Raw genomic sequence first — 16,752 nt, forward strand, 5'->3', positions numbered from 1 at the left:
TCGTTAACTCTGAATGAGTTATTTGCTCGATGCGTTAATGCCTGTTTAACAACACTCCCCTGGCCGTCATGAAGCCAACGCACCTGCAGGTGCAAACAATTGCGCAGGCGGACCGTAAGCCACGACTTTTCCCCGCTCCAAGACAACTATCTTATCCATCTTGTTGAGGATCGCCGTGCTGTGGGTGGCGATGACCACCGTGCGGCCACGCGTGAGCTGATCAACCGCCTGGGTCAAGCGGTTCTCCGTCTCGGCATCCACCCCGGAAGTGGGTTCGTCGAGCAGAAAAATCTGCGCATCTGACGCCAGCGCACGAGCCAACGCTACGATCTGCCGCTGGCCGCCCGACAAGGGTTGCCCTGCGCTGGCCGACAGCACCTGGTCGCGGCGCATTTCACCGTCGCACAGCATGGCGCCAAGGCCCGTCTGTAAAAGGGCCTGCTCGGCACGCTCACCCTGCAAATGTGCCAGATCGTCTTGCAGCGTGGGGCCCATGATGATTGGCTCCTGGGGTTTGTAGGCCATCCACTGCGAACGTTCATCCGCTGCAAAGGCTTGGATGCGCATACCGCTGACCAGCACCTGCCCGTCGGACGGCACTTGTATGCCTGCCAGGCAGCGCAGCAGCGTGGACTTGCCCGAGCCGGGCCGGCCGATGATCGCCACGCGTTCGCCCTGGGCAATCTGCAGGTTGACGTCGTGCAACGCGCTGTCCCCCTGCTGGCTGCGACACGTCAGGTGCAGGACCGAAATGTTCCCCGGGCCTGCGGGCGCAGATGTTTCGCACGAAGATGATTGCGGCTGTGGCATGGCCGCCGCATCCAGTTCACGTTGCGTACGGCTAAGGTCTTTCCAGCCCAGCGCCAGCGAGACGACGGAGGCGATCTGCATCATGGCCCTCAGCTGGATCAGTGAGCAGGCGATGAGCGAGCCGACACTCATTGCGCCCGCCTCGATACGCAAGACCCCGGACGCCAGCAAGGTCACCGAGGCCAACCCCACACACATCCCGCCCCAGCCTTGGGAGGCGGTCTGCCAGAAACGCTGGCGGCTGCGCAACACCGCGCCTTGCAGGACTTCCTTTTCCCAACGGTCGGCGAAGACGTGGCGCAGGGGTGAGGTTTGCAAAAAGGCCAGGGCCCCCACCATTTCGGATAACAAGGTGGCCTTGCTGGCGGAGGCCACTTGCCCTCGCGCGGCATAATCCCGTTGTGGCCGGCTGGTGAACCATTGCCCCAACATGATAGGCAACGCGTAGAGCACGGGGACGACCACCAACGGCCCGCCGATAAACCCCAGTGCCACTAAAAACATCAGCAGGAACGGCAAGTCCGCTGCGACGATGGCATATTGGGCCAGCAGCGCATCCCGGGCACCGGCCAGGTCCCGGTAGCGTGACATCAGCACGCCGGGGGCGGCCACTTGCTGCGCATTTGCCTGGAGCACGCGGTCCACCAGCCGTCCATCCATACGCAGCTCGGCTACCGCACCGAGCCGTTCAGCCGCGTAGCTGCGGGTCATGCGCAGGACAAACTCCAGCATCAGTACCAGCACCATCCCGGCGCCCAGGGTCCATAGCGTCTCATCGTTGCCGTTGCCCACCACCTTGTCGTAGACCAGCATCGAGAACACGGGCATCAACAGACCACAGGCGTTGATCAACAAACTGGACACGCCAATTTCCACCGCAAACGGCGCGATGGCCCGCAACAGGCGCAGGTGCCGGGGCGCCTGCACGGCCCCATCAAACGGTACTGACATTGACTTGCGCAATTTGAGACGCGCCTCCAAGAGTGGGGTCCGAGTTATAGAAGGTGTAGACAGAGCCGCTGGCGTTGGCCGTGTAGAAATTACCGGCCTGCACGACGATGCTGTCGTTGGCATCCAGATGGATCGTCAGCGCCGAGTTCGCGCCCTGCCCCACGATGCTCTGGACCGCCGAGGCGGAAACCGAGATGAACTCGTTGACGCCATCCTTGACGTTGACGGACTCGGTGTTGGTGACGCGTCCGACCAGGTTACTCAGGTTCACGCTGCTGTTAGCGGCAAGGCCGGTAATCTGTAACGTGTCGGTACCGGCGCCGCCGTCCACGATGGCATTCAGGTAGTTGGTGCTGTTGAGCACCAGCGTGTCGTTGCCCGCGCCGCCGCTGAGAGTGTCTGCGGCGGTACTGGACGTGAGCACGTTGTCCAGCGCGTTGCCGGTCAAGGTGACGGCAGAGCTGTTGGCGGCGATCGTTCCGTTCTCCACATTCGGGGCTAGCGTGTAGTTGATGCTGGTGAGCACCTGATCAGTCCCGGCACCCACGACTTCAGTGATGGTGTCTCCCGAGTCATCCACGGTGTAGGTGTCGTTGCCGGCACCGCCAGCCATCGAGTCCGCACCCGTTCCGCCGTCGAGGTTATCGTTGCCGGCGCCGCCCAGCAGCGTGTCGTTGCCCGCCATGCCGAGGAGATTGCTGCCTGCGCTGTTGGCGGTCAGTAGGTTGTCCTGGCTGTTGCCGGTCGCCGTGAGGTTTGCTGCGGTGCCAGTGAGGGTGAGGTTTTCCACGTTGGCGGCCAAGGTATAGCTGAGCGAGGCCATGACCTGATCGGTGCCCTCGCCTGTCGCTTCGGTCACCACATCGTTGGCATTGTCGACGAGGTAGGTGTCGTCCCCCGTCCCGCCGATGAGCGTATCGGCCCCCGCGCCACCATTCAGGGTGTCGTTGCCTGCACCGCCGGTCAGGGTGTTGGCTGCACTGTTGCCGGTCAGGATGTTATCGAGTTCATTGCCTGTGCCGTTGATGGCGGCGGTGCCGGTCAAGGTCAGGTTCTCGATGTTGTTGCCGATTGCAAGCGCGTAGCTGATGCTGCTGTTGACCAAGTCGGTACCGGCATTGAGTGCTTCCGTGATGACGTCGCCGGTGTTGTCCACGAAGTACGTGTCGTTACCCAACCCGCCGTCCATGGTATCGGCCCCTGCCCCGCCATTGAGGATGTCGTCACCGGCGCCGCCGATCAGGGTGTTGGCGGCACTGTTGCCGGTGAGGGTGTTGTTCAGTTCGTTGCCGGTGCCATTGATCGCGGCGGTGCCGGTCAGTGTCAGGTTCTCGACGTTGTTGCCGGTTGCGAGCGCGTAGCTGATGCTGCTGTTGACCAGGTCGGTACCGGCATTGAGTAGTTCGGTGATGACGTCGCCCGCATTGTCGACGAAGTAGGTGTCGTTGCCGGCACCGCCGGCCATCGTGTCGGCGCCGGTGCCACCGTCGAGCGTGTCGTTGCCGGTGCCGCCGGTTAGCGTGTCGTTGCCATCCATGCCGGACAGGGTGTTCCCGGCGTTGTTGGCAATGAGTGTGTTGTCCAGGCTGTTGCCGGTGGCGGTCAGTGCTGCGGTGGTGCCGGTGAGGGTCAGGTTTTCGACGTTGGCGCCCAGGGTGTAAGCGATGCTCGCGAGTACGGTGTCCGTGCCTTGGTTGAGGGTCTCTGTGACGACATCGCCGGTTGAGTCCACCACATAGGTATCGTTACCCGCGCCGCCGGTCATCGTGTCGGTGCCCGCACCGCCATCCAGGGTGTCATTGCCCGTGCCGCCGATGAGGGTGTCGTTGCCGGTCAAACCGGTAAGCGTACTGCCCGAGTTGTTGGCGGTGAGCACATTGCCCAGGGTGTTACCGGTGGCGGTCAGGTTTGCGCTGGTGCCGGTGAGGGTGAGGTTTTCAACGTTGGTAGCCAGGGTATAGCTCACGCTGCTGTTGACAAGGTCCGTGCCCAGGGCGGAGCCCTCGGTCACGACATCACCCGTGCTGTCCACGTAGTAGGTGTCGTTGCCGGCACCGCCCGCCATGGTGTCATTGCCACTGCCGCCATCCAGGATGTCGTTGCCCGCGCCTCCCGTCAGAGTGTCATTGCCGGTCAAGCCCATCAGGCTGCTACCCGCGGCATTGGCAACCAGCACGTTGGCCAGGGCGTTGCCCGTTGCCGTCAGGTTCGCGGCAGTGCCATTGAGCGTGAGGTTCTCCACATCGGAGGACAGCGTATAGCTGACGGTACTGAAGACCTGGTCCGTCCCGGCGTTCAGCGATTCAGTGACCACGTCCGCTGCGTTGTCCACGTAGTAGGTATCGTTGCCCGCGCCACCGGTCATCGAGTCGGCCCCCGCGCCACCGTCAAGGGTGTCGTTGCCGGCGCCGCCCACCAGCGTGTCGTTACCGGCCAGCCCCAGCAGCTTGCTGCCTGCACTATCGGCGATGAGCACGTTGGCCAGGGCGTTGCCTGTGCCGGTCAGCCCCGCGGCGTTCCCGGTGAGGGTGAGGTTTTCAACGTTATTTTCCAGGGTATGGCTGACGCTTGAGTTGATTAGGTCCGTGCCCGCAGCGAGCGCCTCGGTGACCACATCTCCCGGATCGTCCACGTAATAGGTATCGTCTCCGGCCCCACCCGACATGGCATCCGCGCCGGTCCCGCCATCGAGGGTGTCGTTGCCTGCTCCACCGATCAGCGTATCGGCCCCCGCGCCGCCGGAAAGGCTGTCCCCTGCGTCGTTGCCGGTGATGACGTTGGCCAGTTCATTGCCGATGCCATTGAGGGACGCTGTACCCGCCAGCGTAAGGTTCTCGATATTGCTACCCGTGGCCAGGGTATACGCGAGGGTGGACACGACGGTGTCGGTGCCACCCCCAGCGGCCTCGATCACCTGGTCACCCGCGTCATCGACGTAGTAGGTATCGTCGCCGAGCCCGCCGGTCATGGTGTCGGTGCCGGTGCCGCCGTCGAGGTTATCGTCGCCGGCACCGCCAAGCAGTGTGTCATTGCCGGCCAGACCCAGGAGTGTGCCGCCGGCGTCGTTGGCTTGCAGGGTGTTGTCCAGCGTGTTGCCTGTGCCGGTTAGGCCGGCGGTAGTGCCGGTGAGCGTGAGGTTCTCGACATTGGCCGACAGCGTATAGGCCACCGAGGCCATCACCTGGTCGGTGCCTTCGTTGGCCGCCTCGGTGACGACATCATTGGCATCGTCGACGATGTAGGTGTCGTCGCCTGCGCCGCCGGTCATCGAATCGACACCGGTACCACCGTCCAGCGAGTCGTTGCCTGCGCCGCCCAACAGCGTGTCGTTACCGGCCATGCCCAACAGCGTACTGCCCGCATCGTTGGCAGTCAGGACGTTGTCCAGCACGTTACCCGTGCCTACCAGCCCTGAAGTGCTCCCGGTGAGGGTGAGGTTTTCAACGTTATCTTCCAGGGTATGGCTGATGCTTGAATTGATGAGGTCTGTGCCTTCACCTGGCGCCTCGGTGACCACGTCACCCGCATCGTCCACCACGTAGACATCGTCGCCGGTGCCGCCGATCAACGCGTCCGCACCGCTGCCGCCATCGAGGGTGTCGTTGCCCGCGCCGCCGGTCAGGGTGTCGTCGCCGGCACCGCCACTAAGCAGGTTGTCACCGTCGTTGCCGGTCAGCACGTTGGCAAGCTCGTTGCCCGTACCATTAAGGTTGACTCGTCCCGGGGCCAGGGTGAGGTTTTCCAGGTTGCTGTCTGACCCCAACGCGTAGTCGATGCTGGAGATGACCAGGTCGGTGCCTGCGCCGGAGGCCTCGCTGATGATATCGTTGGCGTCGTCGACGTAATAGGTATCGTCGCCGGTTCCGCCGGTCATGGTGTCGGCGCCGGTGCCGCCATCGAGAGTGTCGTTGCCCAGGCCGCCAAGCAGGGTGTCATTCCCCGCCATACCCAGAAGTGTGCCGCCTGCGTCGTTGGCTTGCAGGGTGTTGTCCAGTTCATTGCCGGTCGCCGCAAGGCCTGAGTTGGAACCGGTGAGCGTGAGGTTCTCGACGTTGGGCGAAAGTGTATAACTCACCGAGGCCATCACCTGATCGGTGCCCTCGTTAGCCGCCTCGGTGACGACATCATTGGCATCGTCGACGGCGTAGGTGTCGCCGCCCGCGCCGCCCGCCATCGAGTCGACGCCCGTGCCGCCGTCCAGTGTGTCGTTGCCGGCGCCGCCTATTAACGTGTCGTCGCCGGCCATGCCCAGCAGCGTGCTGCCCGCGTCGTTGGCGGTCAGGACGTTGTCCAGCACGTTGCCCGTACCGACCAGCCCTGGGGTGCTCCCCGTGAGGGTGAGGTTTTCAACGTTGTCTTCCAGGGTGTGGCTGATGCTTGAGTCGATGAGATCTGTGCCTTCGCCGGGAGCCTCGGTGACCACATCGCCCGTATCGTCCACAACGTAGACATCGTTTCCCGTACCTCCCGCCATTGCGTCGGCACCGGCGCCGCCATCGAGGGTATCGTTACCCGCGCCGCCCATCAGCGTATCGTCGCCCAATCCGCCGGACAGCCGGTTGTCGCCGCTGTTGCCTTCAATGACGTTGGCCAGGTCATTGCCGGTTCCGTCGATGTCGGCGGTACTGGTCAGCGTCAGGTTCTCGATGTTCGCCGACAGCACATAGCTCACGCTCGCCTGTACGTTGTCCGTTCCTTCACCGGAAGTTTCCGTAATGCTGTCGTTTGAATCATCCACCACATAGGTGTCGTCACCGGCGCCGCCCTTCATGACGTCAACCCCTGTTCCGCCATCCAGGGTGTCGTTGCCGGCACCGCCAATGAGGGTGTCGTTGCCGCCCATGCCGTTCAGGGTGTTGCCCGCATCGTTGGCGGTGAGCACGTTGGCCAGCGCGTTACCGCTACCCACCAGGCCCGCCGTCATGCCGACTAGGGTGAGGTTTTCGACGTTGTCCGCCAGGGTGTAGGAAAGGCTACTTTGAACAAGGTCCGTCCCGCCATCGGGCAGTTCCGTAACGGTGTCGCCGGCATCATCCACCACATAGGTGTCGTCACCGGCGCCACCCGCCATCGAGTCGGCACCGCCGCCACCGTCGAGGATGTCGTTACCGGCGCCGCCCACCAGCGTGTCGTTGCCCGCCATGCCGAGCAAGGTGCTGCCCGCATCGTTGGCGGTTATTACGTTCGCCAGCTCATTACCGGTGGCGACCAATCCCGGGGTGGTGCCGGCCAGCGTGAGATTCTCCACGTTCGCCGACAGCGTATGACTGACCGAGGCCAACACCGTATCGGTGCCCTCGTCAGCGGCCTCGACGACGGTGTCACCCGCATCATCGACGATGTAGGTGTCATTGCCGGCGCCCCCCATCATCAGGTCGCTGCCAGTGCCGCCGTCCAACGTGTCGTTGGCAGCGCTGCCATACAAGGTGTCGTTGCCGGCGCCGCCTTCGATGATGTTGGACAGCCCCTGCGCCGGCAGTACCAGGGTGAAATCCGTCCCCAGGGAACCCACCAGCAGGTCGCTGGGCGTGTTGACGTCCTTGACGATCACGGTGGCGGTTTTTTCGAAGTCCACGGTTTGGTGCGACAGGTCGGTCACCGACACGTCGATAGTGATCACGAAGCTCAGCGCAAACCCGGTGCTGTCGGTGACCTCGGTAGTGGGATAAATCAGCTTGCTTAATATCTGGTAAGTGCCGTCGAAGGATGCGCCTGACTGGGGCGCCGGCACGTCCAGGTGCCAGACGCCGTTGGCATCGACAGTGCCGCCTTCAAAGCTATAACCGCTGGGAAGGCCCGAAACGGAATAGCTGTTGACGCTCGCCGTGTTGCTCACCGTGAGCTGCATTTCCTTGGCAAAGCCAGTCCCCAGGCGCTGGGCGTCATCGCCGAAAATCACGTCATTGCCCGGCGTGCCGACCAGATGCTCGGGCGCAGACTGCGCCTCAAGGCTGCCGTCAGTGGCCGTAGAGGGATCTCCGCCGGCACCGTAGAGCGTCGCTCCGTCTTGACGGTCACCGGTGACGTTGAAGAGGGACAGTCCGCTGACCTGCGCAGGTCCGTCACTGTGCACCGGTATCGGTACGCTGCCGGCCCGCCCAGGTGGCAGGACCAGTTGGGGTGGGTTGGGATCATTGATCGGTTGGGCGATCTCGGGCGGCGCACTGGGCTTGCTCAACGCCTTGAGCGCCTCGGACGTCGCGTCGACCGGGCTCGGTTGGGCCGTCGCTGCCGGGGGCACTGCGTCTACCGGCTCTGGCTCCTGCGGCGGGTGCGGCGGCTGTTGCTCGGCAGGCGGCTCGTTCGGCACGGCCTTGGGAGGCTCCACAGGCACCGGACTGACCGCAGCGGCCGCCAGCGGCGAGTCGGTGGCGGCAGCGCCAAACTCACTGACCAGGTGCAGCAACTGATTGGCGGCCAGGGCGTGCCCGTCGGCAAAGAGCACCGGCGGCGGATTTTCGGTCATGGCATCCAGCGCGCCGCCCAACAACACCAGGTGTTCGCCGTTCTTGAGCACAATCACCAAGTCGACATCCGAGACAGACACCCCGGCAATATCGCCCTGGTTGAACGGCAGCTTGAACTTGCCTTCTTGGCGCGTGATGGTTTTCAGGGTGCTCATCAGCAGGCTTCCTGTGAAGGATCACGCCCGGTGTTGAGCGTCTCGTCCCGCAGCACACTCAGGATCGCCGAGAGCCCGATGCGTAGCTCTCGTTCAAGACGTTCGGCGCCTTGGGCCACCTCATACGCGACCTGATCACCCGCTGCATCGCTGTGAGGCTTGAGCAAGGTCTGGTTGAGTGTCTGCGCCTGGGTTTTGGCTTCTGCCAGGGCGGCGCCGACCGTGTGCGCGAAGTCTTGCAGCGCCTGCACCAATGCAAGCGAGTCTTGCTGCCCGCGCAGCACCTGCGTCCGGGTGGCGGTGTTGAGTTCACCAAAACCATCAAACACATGCTCCAGCAATTCCTGTTGACGCAATACGGAGCGGGTCAGCGCGTCGGCCTGGTCATGCTGCGCCACGGCAGCGGCCAACCGTTGATTCAGCACTTCGACCACCGCCTCGTAGGTGCGCCGTGCATACTCTGCATGTGCATGATCGATTTGCGCCGCAAACTGGCTCATCTGATGAGTCAAACCATGGGCCAGCTCCTTGTGTTGCTGGTCGCCCTGACGCTGGGACTGCACCATGGTTTCAATCAACCGGGCTGTCCACTGATGGCCTTCCTCAGTTTTGTTGACCAGCACGGGCAAAGCCGCCAAGTGGCTGGCCATCGCATCTGCTTTCTCTTCTGCTTGCTGCGCCAACGCCACCAACCCCTCCACACTGGAGAGCAACAGGGCCTGGCGCTCTTCATTGCGCTTGCTCTGGAGGACGATGCCCCTCACCTCCCCGTGCAGGTTTTCATGCTGGAGCTGGAGGTCGGCGACCCGATGCTTCCACTGCGCGCCGACCTCGGCCTGGTTACCCTGAGTGTCGCCTTGCGGTATGTGCACATGGGCGGTCACCCCGTCCACCACGCTGCGGGCAAACTGCAGGAACTCCACCTGGAAGGCGCGTACCGACAGCATCATGATGCCCAACGTCAGCGAACAGAGCAGGCCGAACATCGAGGCGCTGAAGGCGGTCCCCATGGCGGTCAGCGGGTATTTCAGATTACCGATCAGGGTGGCTAGGGCCTTGTCCATGTCTTGGGAGGCATCGGTGTTGGCAAAGCCGCCAATCAAATTGCCGACCGCCACCAGGGTTTCCAACAGACCAATAAACGTACCCAGCAGGCCCAGCGCGATCATCAGGCCCACTACGTATTGGGCCACTTCCTGGCGACTCTCCAGGACCCGATGAACATCCTCCAGCTCTTCCTGTATCTGCGATTGCTCAATCGCCGAGGTCTCACGGGTGCGACGGATACGGCCGAGGTTAGCGAGCAGGCGGGACGCCACTGACTTGAGCTGCATGCGCTCGGCATGGGAGTCCTGCTCAGGGTCGAGCAACGCGAACTGCTGGAACACTTGCCACTCGTTACGGATCGCCTGGATGCGCAGCATCATCAGTAAGGCGCCACCCAGCGCCGTGCCGAGGATGATGCAGTTGAGAATGACGTTGGTCAGGATGGAATGCACGACAAACTCGCGAAAAATCACGCCCATTACGCCAATCAGGGCAAGGGGCGCCGAGGCAAGGAAAAGGTGACGCCTATGAATGGCTCTAAGTGTTTTCATGGTTTGGCTCGTGTCTTTAATAGATAACATGGGCGGCGCTGTGCGTGAGCACTCAGCGCGGCTCACTCAGGGCTGTGCGTGCAAAGCGGTTCAACGGCGATAACAGGTAGGCGAGCACGGTTCGGCTGCCTACGACGATTTCGGCGGTGGCCACCATGCCCGGCATGATGGGGCGCCCGGCGAACGGATGACGTTCGCCGTCAAGGCTTACGCGAACCCGGTAAAACCGCTCGCCACGCTCATCCGGCATGGTGTCGGCGCTGACCTCGGTCAAGCGCCCTTCGGCCACGCCAAAGGAGGCATAGTCGTAGGCAGACAGGCGCACGTTAACCGGCAAACCGGGTTGCAATTCTGCCCGGTCGGCCGGCCGCACCCGGGCCTCCACCACGATGCGCCCGCTGGAAGGCGTGATCTCGAACAGCCCGTCGCCGGGGCGAATCACACCGCCTACGGTCGTCACGTTGACCCGGTTGACTACCCCCGAGACAGGCGAACGCAGTTCTGTGCGCTCCACCCTGTCATTGCTGGCCTTGAGTTCTTGCTCCACGCCTTGCAGGTCGGTTTGGGCGGCGATCAAGTCGGTACGGGCCTCGGCGCGAAAGCGCGACTGCACTTCCTGGCTGCGCCCTTCGGCTTCCGCCACCGCGGCACGCAGCCGGGGCAAGGAGGTGTCGGCTTCAGCGATCATGGACTTCAGTCGCTGTACCCGCGATTGTGCGTCCAACACTTCCAGTTTGGAGGCGGCCTCGTGCTGCAACATGTCGGCCGCAATCTGCAGTTGACGCTGGGCCAGGTCGACTTCAGAGGTCAGGTTGGCGCGGCGGCTGTTCAGTTCGGCGAGTTCGGAGCGCTTTTGCGTGACCTGCTCGGCGGCGACCTGCTGATCCTGATCCAGCCGCTGGCGCCGTGCGAGCAACGCTTCCTGCTCACTACGGATCGCGCGTGCGGCATCACTGTCGGGGGGGCCGGACGCCGCGAGGGGCGCCATGTTTTCGCCGGTGGCTTCGGCCTTGAGGCGAGCCACCTTGGCGATCAGGGCTTGCTCATGCACGCGGCGCTCGCCCATCTGCGAATTGCCCTGGACGTCGCTGATGCGTGCAAGCAAATCGCCTTGCTGGACGATGTCGCCTTCGGCCACGTCGATGGACATCACCACCCCGCCCTCCAGGTGCTGCACCACCTGGCTTCGGGTCGAGGGAATGACGCGCCCCTCGGCGCGCACCACCATCCGCATCGGCGCGAAAGCGGCCCACGTCACCAGCAGCACCACCAGGATGAACAAGCCCACGATCCAGCGGCGCGGCGCGCGCAACTGCGCCAGTATGACGGCCTGGCGGTGTTGGCGGCCCGCAGAGCGCTCGGACGCCTTCCCCGGCGGCATCATGGCTGTTTCCGCAGGCGGATGGCGACGTGACTGCGCCCGTCCGTAGAGGGTGCATTCAGAATCAGTGTCTCAATGTGGCTCGGTGCAACGCCCTTGGACACCAAGTGATCACGCAGCACCGCCAAGCGGTAAAACGCCAGGCGCCGTGCTTCGCTTGGCGAAGGCTCGGCCATGGTCGCTTGCAGCGACACCTGCCATTGGCCTGCCGTGCCAAAATTGCCAAAGGCACCATCCAGGGCATCCATGAGTTTTTTCTCCAGGGTGGTCACGCCCAGCGCATAGCTCACATCGAGTGCAGGCGCGCGACCGGAGATCACCACCGGCGACTTGGGCGCAGCCTCTCTGACCGGAACGCCTGCGCCGCCCTCGGCCAGTTTCACCAGCGACAGCGCCTGCTGCGCGGCACTCAGGTCGGCGGTGAGTTGGCGATTCTCCTCTTGCAAGTGCTCGGCTTTCTCATGATCAGACTGGGCCTGGGCGCGGACCTCACGGGTTAACGCCTCGACCTGTGCCTGCTGTTGTTCCACCTGTTGCGCAATGCCTTGGGCGACTTTCGCCTTGCTGATTTTGAGCATGCTGCCAAACATGGAAATGGCGAATACCACCACCACAAACACCATGACGAGCACGACGTTGGTGAGGGCATCCACAAACCCGGGCCAAAAATTCTGTTCGCGCGACGAAGCGCTGCCTCCGGCCATGATTTATTCCTTTACCGCGGTCAGTGTGCTGAAGGAGTTCGCCGCCAGTTGCCCGGTCACCCGCAGGATCTGCTGCTCCAGGAGTACGGCTTGCACACTCGTGTGCACCAGGTCCAACTGTGACTGGTGATACTGCTGATAGGCGTCGAATACATCCAGGAGGTTGCGCGTGGTGGAAGAAAGCTGGGCGTCAAAGGCGGCCACGACACGGGCCTGGGCTTGCGCCTGCTGACGCAACGAATTGATCTTTTCGTGGGCCGATGCCAGGCCGCTGAACGCAATCTGCAGGCTGCGACGGGCTTCTCGCTCGGCGTCCATGCGGTCGTATTCGTACTCTTGCTGTTTGGCCAGCGACGCACGTTGCTTGTAATAGTCGGCGCCGCCGGAGAACAACGGCATGGTCAGGACGACAGCCGCCTCTCGATCGTTTTGCCAACCCTCCACGCCGCCGTCGTTGGCCACTTTGTCGCTGGACAACTCGAACTTCACCACCGGCAGGAAGTGCGCCTGATATTTGCGCCGCTCCTCACGGGCGGCCTCGCCATTTTCCCGGGCCGTGAGGACTGCCGGGTTGCCCGTCGGGATCAAGTTCAAGGCGTCTTCAAGTGTGCCCACCGGCTGCGCGTCCGCCAGCATCGGCAGTTGCAAGGCGTGGGGCATGCTGCCCGTGAGCCGGCTCAGGTTGATATTGGCCTGGTTGGCCTGGGCGATGGCGTCTTGCACGGAGGACTTGGCGGCCAGCACGCGGGCCTTGATGCGCTCACGGTCTGCGCCGCTGGCCCCGCCTGCATTGGCCCGTGCGATCACCCAGTCGTCAAGTCGCTCCAGGCGCTTTTGCTGAGCCCGGTAGAGTTTGAGGGCCAGTGCGCCTTCTATCGCGTTGTAGAAAGCCGCTGTGCTGTCGTAGTTAACGTCGCCCCGAACCCCGTCTTCACTGGCTGCGCTGGCGCGCTTGATCGCCGCTGCGTTGCGAATGTCTGCAACCGCCGACAGGTCAAACAGCGGTTGACTGATCACCGCATACAGGTCTTTGCGGGTCTGCGTGCTCTTGGACAGCGCCTGGCCTGTGGCATCGTTCAGGCGCAATGACGGCGTAGAGGTCTCCGGCCCATTGGCCACCCGGACATCCAGCGACGGCAGCACACCGGCATAGGCCGCACGCGCAAGGTCGGAGGCGGCCTGCACCTTGGAGTGCGAAGCCCCCAGGGTGTAGCTCTCCTCGACGGCGCGGCGACGGGCCTCATTGAGTGACAGGGTTTCCAGTGTTTCGCCATCCGCCACATCCGCCGAGAGACCGGAACGGTCAATCTCCAGCGTGCCGTCGGGCGAGCCTGTCATCAGCCACAGCTGGTTCAAGCTGAGCAATGAGTCGCCCAAGGCTTGATCCGTCTGCGGCGCGGGCAAGGCGAAACTGCACTGCGAGGCCAGGGCCACGAGGCCGACGAGCCATCCGAGGTTGTTAATACTGTTCACGGTTGGATGTTTCCTGCTTCAAATTTCTGCTGATTTGCTGGCGTGGATCCGCATAGGAGTCATGAATCTCAGATCCGCCAGTTGGTGTTGACGTTGCCTGCGTTCTGCCGGTAGCCCGCACCAAACTGGCCGCTGTAGGTAATGCCCACCGTGGTGTTTTTTGCTCACGGTGATATCCGCACCCAGTTCCGTTACGCCCGCATTGCGTGCGATGGGGCGCCCGCGACGGTAAAGGGCAGGCTGCCCTCGAACACCATCGTCGTCTCGGGCGTTACATCACCGAAGGCATGACGCACGCCCACGGTTGCCATGCAGGTGGGCTTGCAGCTGCAGGGCGGTGAAGGCCATCTGTGCGTGCAGGCCCAGGGTGGTGGTCACATCGTTGGTTTTGCTTTCGCCGTCCAATGCAGCAAAACCGCCCGACTCCGAGAAGCCGCGCAGGCGCTGGTCGCTGAAGGCGGCACCGGCAAACGGTTCGACCGTGGCGCGGGCGTTCAGCGGCAGTGCGTAGCCCAATTCCGTAAACACCTGGCCGGTGCTGGCACCGGACGTTGACTTGAGTGTCTGGTCCAGGCCGGCGCCGGCGCCGCCATGGGCAGTGGGTGCAGCAAGTGAGGTGTTCCCCCCCCGCAGTGCCACCGGCATGGCTGGAGCCGGGAAAAGCCAGCATCAGGATCGTCACCAACAGGGACGCATCGCCACCGTGCTGCGCAGTGGTGTGTGGCGGCGGCAGGGGGGCCTGAACGGGAAGGCTGGGCAGCGAAGAATGAATTCGCATGGAAAATTTCCTTCCATTTAGGGAAAACGCCCAGTCGAAAAAGCGTCCCGGCAGCCGCTTGGCAGACAGTTGGAACCAGCAGGTGCACTGATCAGGGACGTAACTTCTTTACAGGGGAAAGATGGAGTTTGTGGTTTCAACTATCGTGTTCACGCATCGCGTGTTTTTCCGGATACACACACTTCTTACCGTATATCTCATGTAGCTCAGTTCGTTCAACAACATCCATCAGTTGCCTTATAGCCTCCCGATCAGGCGGGCAAGGCAGTGCAAAACGCATCGATAACGGCGATGATTCAACGGTGCATAAAATTTTAATTGTATCGGCGCGGTAAAAAAGTAGGTGTTTGATTGCCGGTGAACGTCGCACGGACTCTCCAAGCACTTCGCCCGCGTTATTTAACACCGCCTCATGGATGATCAGCAGGTCAAACGGCGTTAAGGCGTTATCCAGTATCACCAGCAATTCCCGTAGGGATGTCAGCGGCGCGACGCGGTTATAGCCAAGCCTCGAGAGATTTTTCTCCATCCCCACCAGCCGGGTGTGCTCCTCGTCAACCAACAAGATGCGTAACTTGGGATTCACCATGAAACATCCTTGTTTCCCGTTGAGAAGAACTGAATACGTATCGGTAGAAAAGACATGGCAGTGTTTACACATAGGATGATGGCGAGCGAAGTATTGCGCCCGCACCCCCGCCCTGTATTTAGGATCCTTCCTAAGACTTAATAGAAAACTCCGCGCACAATTCGGAAACTTCCCACGCTTAAGGGAAATTTCCGAAGCTTCACCGCATTGTTTCGGGGAGACCAGTACATCTACTGATAGATAATGGTGTAAGTAGCAACCGCATTGGCTGTTCCAGGGGTGATCGTGCTTGCCGTTTGCAAGTAACGCGCGCTCATCGGGATGTTTAATGAAGTGGTTCCTGGGCCAAGGACGGTATTGAGCAACTGGTTCTGCGACAACATCCACGGTCCGCCTGAAAGATGCAGCACTTGCAGGCCCACCCCCGTCGCCGTGCCTGCACCCGGCGTCAAGCTCAGCACGCCGTTGGTGGCGTCGATCACCGGGCCGATCGGATCCAGTCGAAGGCTGACGGTTAAGACTCTTCCGTTAGCCTCAACTTTTTCGCAGGGGATAGCGCGGATAACGTGTCAGACGTTATTGATCGACGCACGCTGGGAGTCCAGCCACGACAACAACCGATTGGCGCTCATGGGACGTGCACAGAGATAACCCTGGGCCTGGACACACCCCAGCTTGATCAATGACTGGCGCTGGCTTTCGGTTTCAACGCCCTCCACCACGACCGACATGCTCAGGGCTGCCCCCAGTGCGAGGGTGCTGCTGACAATGGCGCGGTTGGCGGCGTTGGTGTCGAGGTTTTGCACGAAACTGCCGTCGAGCTTGATCTCGGTAAAGGGCAGTTGGCACAGGCGCTCCAGGGAAGAGAACCCCACGCCGAAATCGTCGATGGACAACCCGGCCCCCATCATGCGCAAACGGATCAGGCTTTCCAGCACCGCCGGGGAGGTTTCGAGCAGGCCGCTCTCGGTGATTTCAAAGGTCAGGTAGGACGCCGGCACCTGATAACGCTCGATCAGCCCACTGATGCGTGCGACCAATTGCGGGTTGCTGAATTGCTCCGCCTGCAGATTAAACGCGAGGTTCAGCTGTCGTCCGCTGGCCTGGACGTCCTGCCACACCATCAAACCTTGCTCAAACAGGGTGAAAAACAGGTCGTCCATCAGATAAAAACTGCTCAGCAATGGCAGAAAATCAGCGGGCGACAACAATCCGTAGCTGGGGTTGTCCCACCGTGCCAAGGCTTCCAGACTGTCGACCGCACCGGTGATCAAGTTGAATTTGGGTTGAAAAAACACCTTGAACTCGTTCTCCAGGATCGCTCGTTTCAAGGCGGACTGGGTGAACCACTTCAAGTTGATCGAGCTTGAAACGTCCGTTCTTCGCACCGCAATCCATTCCAGGAACCCGCCCACCAGCGGCCCGAGTTCGCTGGCGCGCACAGGCGTATCGACATACCCGAGCACCTTCACGCCATGCATGGACAGCATCCGGTCAAGGGCACCATGCAAGTTCGCCGGATACACACTGCAGATGATCAGCGCCTTGAGCAGCCCGCCCCGGCTGAGGTCCTCGATCAACGACAGTCCGAGCGTGCATTGCAGTTTCAAACTGCACAATACGATGTCCACCGGCCCCGTGCGTGCCAGCAGTTCCCGCGCGGCAGCACCGTCAGCCACCGCAGCCACGTCTTCACACCCAAGGTCCTGGAACAGCCTGGTGGCGATTAGTCGTTTGAAAGGCTGCTCTTCAATGACCAGAACGCGTATCGGTAGGAAAGGCATGACAGTGGTTACACAGGTGATGGCGACCGGCAAATTATTGCGCCCCACCCCTGCCCTGTATT

Annotated in this window: 10 protein-coding genes; all 10 read right to left on the reverse strand. The window is 62.1% G+C overall.

Features of this window, described 5'->3' with window-relative positions; all coding sequences use genetic code 11:
* Nucleotides 1-66: 66 nt before the first annotated feature.
* Nucleotides 67-1,761, reverse strand: coding sequence for a peptidase domain-containing ABC transporter (locus HX855_RS22220; RefSeq protein WP_177086082.1), 1,695 nt, complete (start codon nucleotides 1,759-1,761; stop codon nucleotides 67-69).
* Entirely contained in the window at nucleotides 1,745-8,383 is a 6,639-nt protein-coding gene (locus HX855_RS33050; protein WP_218175832.1) for a calcium-binding protein, read from the reverse strand. Before HX855_RS33050 ends, HX855_RS22220 begins: the two co-directional genes overlap by 17 nt.
* Nucleotides 8,383-9,981, reverse strand: coding sequence for a hypothetical protein (locus HX855_RS22265; protein WP_177086084.1), 1,599 nt, complete (start codon nucleotides 9,979-9,981; stop codon nucleotides 8,383-8,385). The genes HX855_RS33050 and HX855_RS22265 overlap by 1 nt, the downstream gene beginning before the upstream one ends.
* Before the next feature lie 52 nt (nucleotides 9,982-10,033).
* Nucleotides 10,034-11,365, reverse strand: coding sequence for an HlyD family type I secretion periplasmic adaptor subunit (locus tag HX855_RS22270; protein WP_177086086.1), 1,332 nt, complete (start codon nucleotides 11,363-11,365; stop codon nucleotides 10,034-10,036).
* Nucleotides 11,362-12,066: a hypothetical protein gene (locus HX855_RS22275; protein WP_177086089.1), complete on the reverse strand. Its 705-nt coding sequence runs from the start codon at nucleotides 12,064-12,066 to the stop codon at nucleotides 11,362-11,364. The genes HX855_RS22270 and HX855_RS22275 overlap by 4 nt, the downstream gene beginning before the upstream one ends.
* Nucleotides 12,067-12,069: 3 nt before the next feature.
* Nucleotides 12,070-13,539: a TolC family protein gene (locus tag HX855_RS22280; RefSeq protein ID WP_218175833.1), complete on the reverse strand. Its 1,470-nt coding sequence runs from the start codon at nucleotides 13,537-13,539 to the stop codon at nucleotides 12,070-12,072.
* 276 nt (nucleotides 13,540-13,815) lie between these two features.
* Nucleotides 13,816-14,184 carry an autotransporter outer membrane beta-barrel domain-containing protein gene (locus HX855_RS22285; RefSeq protein ID WP_177086090.1) on the reverse strand — a complete coding sequence of 123 codons (369 nt, stop codon included), beginning with the start codon at nucleotides 14,182-14,184 and terminating at the stop codon, nucleotides 13,816-13,818.
* Nucleotides 14,185-14,453: 269 nt separating this feature from the next.
* Nucleotides 14,454-14,906, reverse strand: coding sequence for a histidine kinase (locus HX855_RS22290; protein WP_177086092.1), 453 nt, complete (start codon nucleotides 14,904-14,906; stop codon nucleotides 14,454-14,456).
* A gap of 230 nt (nucleotides 14,907-15,136) precedes the next feature.
* Nucleotides 15,137-15,469: a fimbrial protein gene (locus HX855_RS22295; RefSeq protein WP_177086171.1), complete on the reverse strand. Its 333-nt coding sequence runs from the start codon at nucleotides 15,467-15,469 to the stop codon at nucleotides 15,137-15,139.
* A 6-nt stretch (nucleotides 15,470-15,475) separates the two neighbouring features.
* Nucleotides 15,476-16,690: an EAL domain-containing protein gene (locus HX855_RS22300; protein ID WP_177086094.1), complete on the reverse strand. Its 1,215-nt coding sequence runs from the start codon at nucleotides 16,688-16,690 to the stop codon at nucleotides 15,476-15,478.
* Nucleotides 16,691-16,752 lie beyond the last annotated feature (62 nt).

The sequence above is a fragment of the Pseudomonas sp. IPO3778 genome (assembly GCF_013386825.1).
Classification (GTDB): Bacteria; Pseudomonadota; Gammaproteobacteria; order Pseudomonadales; family Pseudomonadaceae; genus Aquipseudomonas.

Bases quoted from the DNA above. Each gene is read 5' to 3' on its own strand.
- HX855_RS22265 (WP_177086084.1), bottom strand. From the start codon at position 9,981: ATGAAAACACTTAGAGCCATTCATAGGCGTCACCTTTTCCTTGCCTCG.
- HX855_RS22275 (WP_177086089.1), bottom strand. From the start codon at position 12,066: ATGGCCGGAGGCAGCGCTTCGTCGCGCGAACAGAATTTTTGGCCCGGG.
- HX855_RS22220 (WP_177086082.1), bottom strand. From the start codon at position 1,761: ATGTCAGTACCGTTTGATGGGGCCGTGCAGGCGCCCCGGCACCTGCGC.
- HX855_RS33050 (WP_218175832.1), bottom strand. From the start codon at position 8,383: ATGAGCACCCTGAAAACCATCACGCGCCAAGAAGGCAAGTTCAAGCTG.
- HX855_RS22285 (WP_177086090.1), bottom strand. From the start codon at position 14,184: ATGCCGGTGGCACTGCGGGGGGGGAACACCTCACTTGCTGCACCCACT.
- HX855_RS22300 (WP_177086094.1), bottom strand. From the start codon at position 16,690: ATGCCTTTCCTACCGATACGCGTTCTGGTCATTGAAGAGCAGCCTTTC.
- HX855_RS22270 (WP_177086086.1), bottom strand. From the start codon at position 11,365: ATGATGCCGCCGGGGAAGGCGTCCGAGCGCTCTGCGGGCCGCCAACAC.
- HX855_RS22290 (WP_177086092.1), bottom strand. From the start codon at position 14,906: ATGGTGAATCCCAAGTTACGCATCTTGTTGGTTGACGAGGAGCACACC.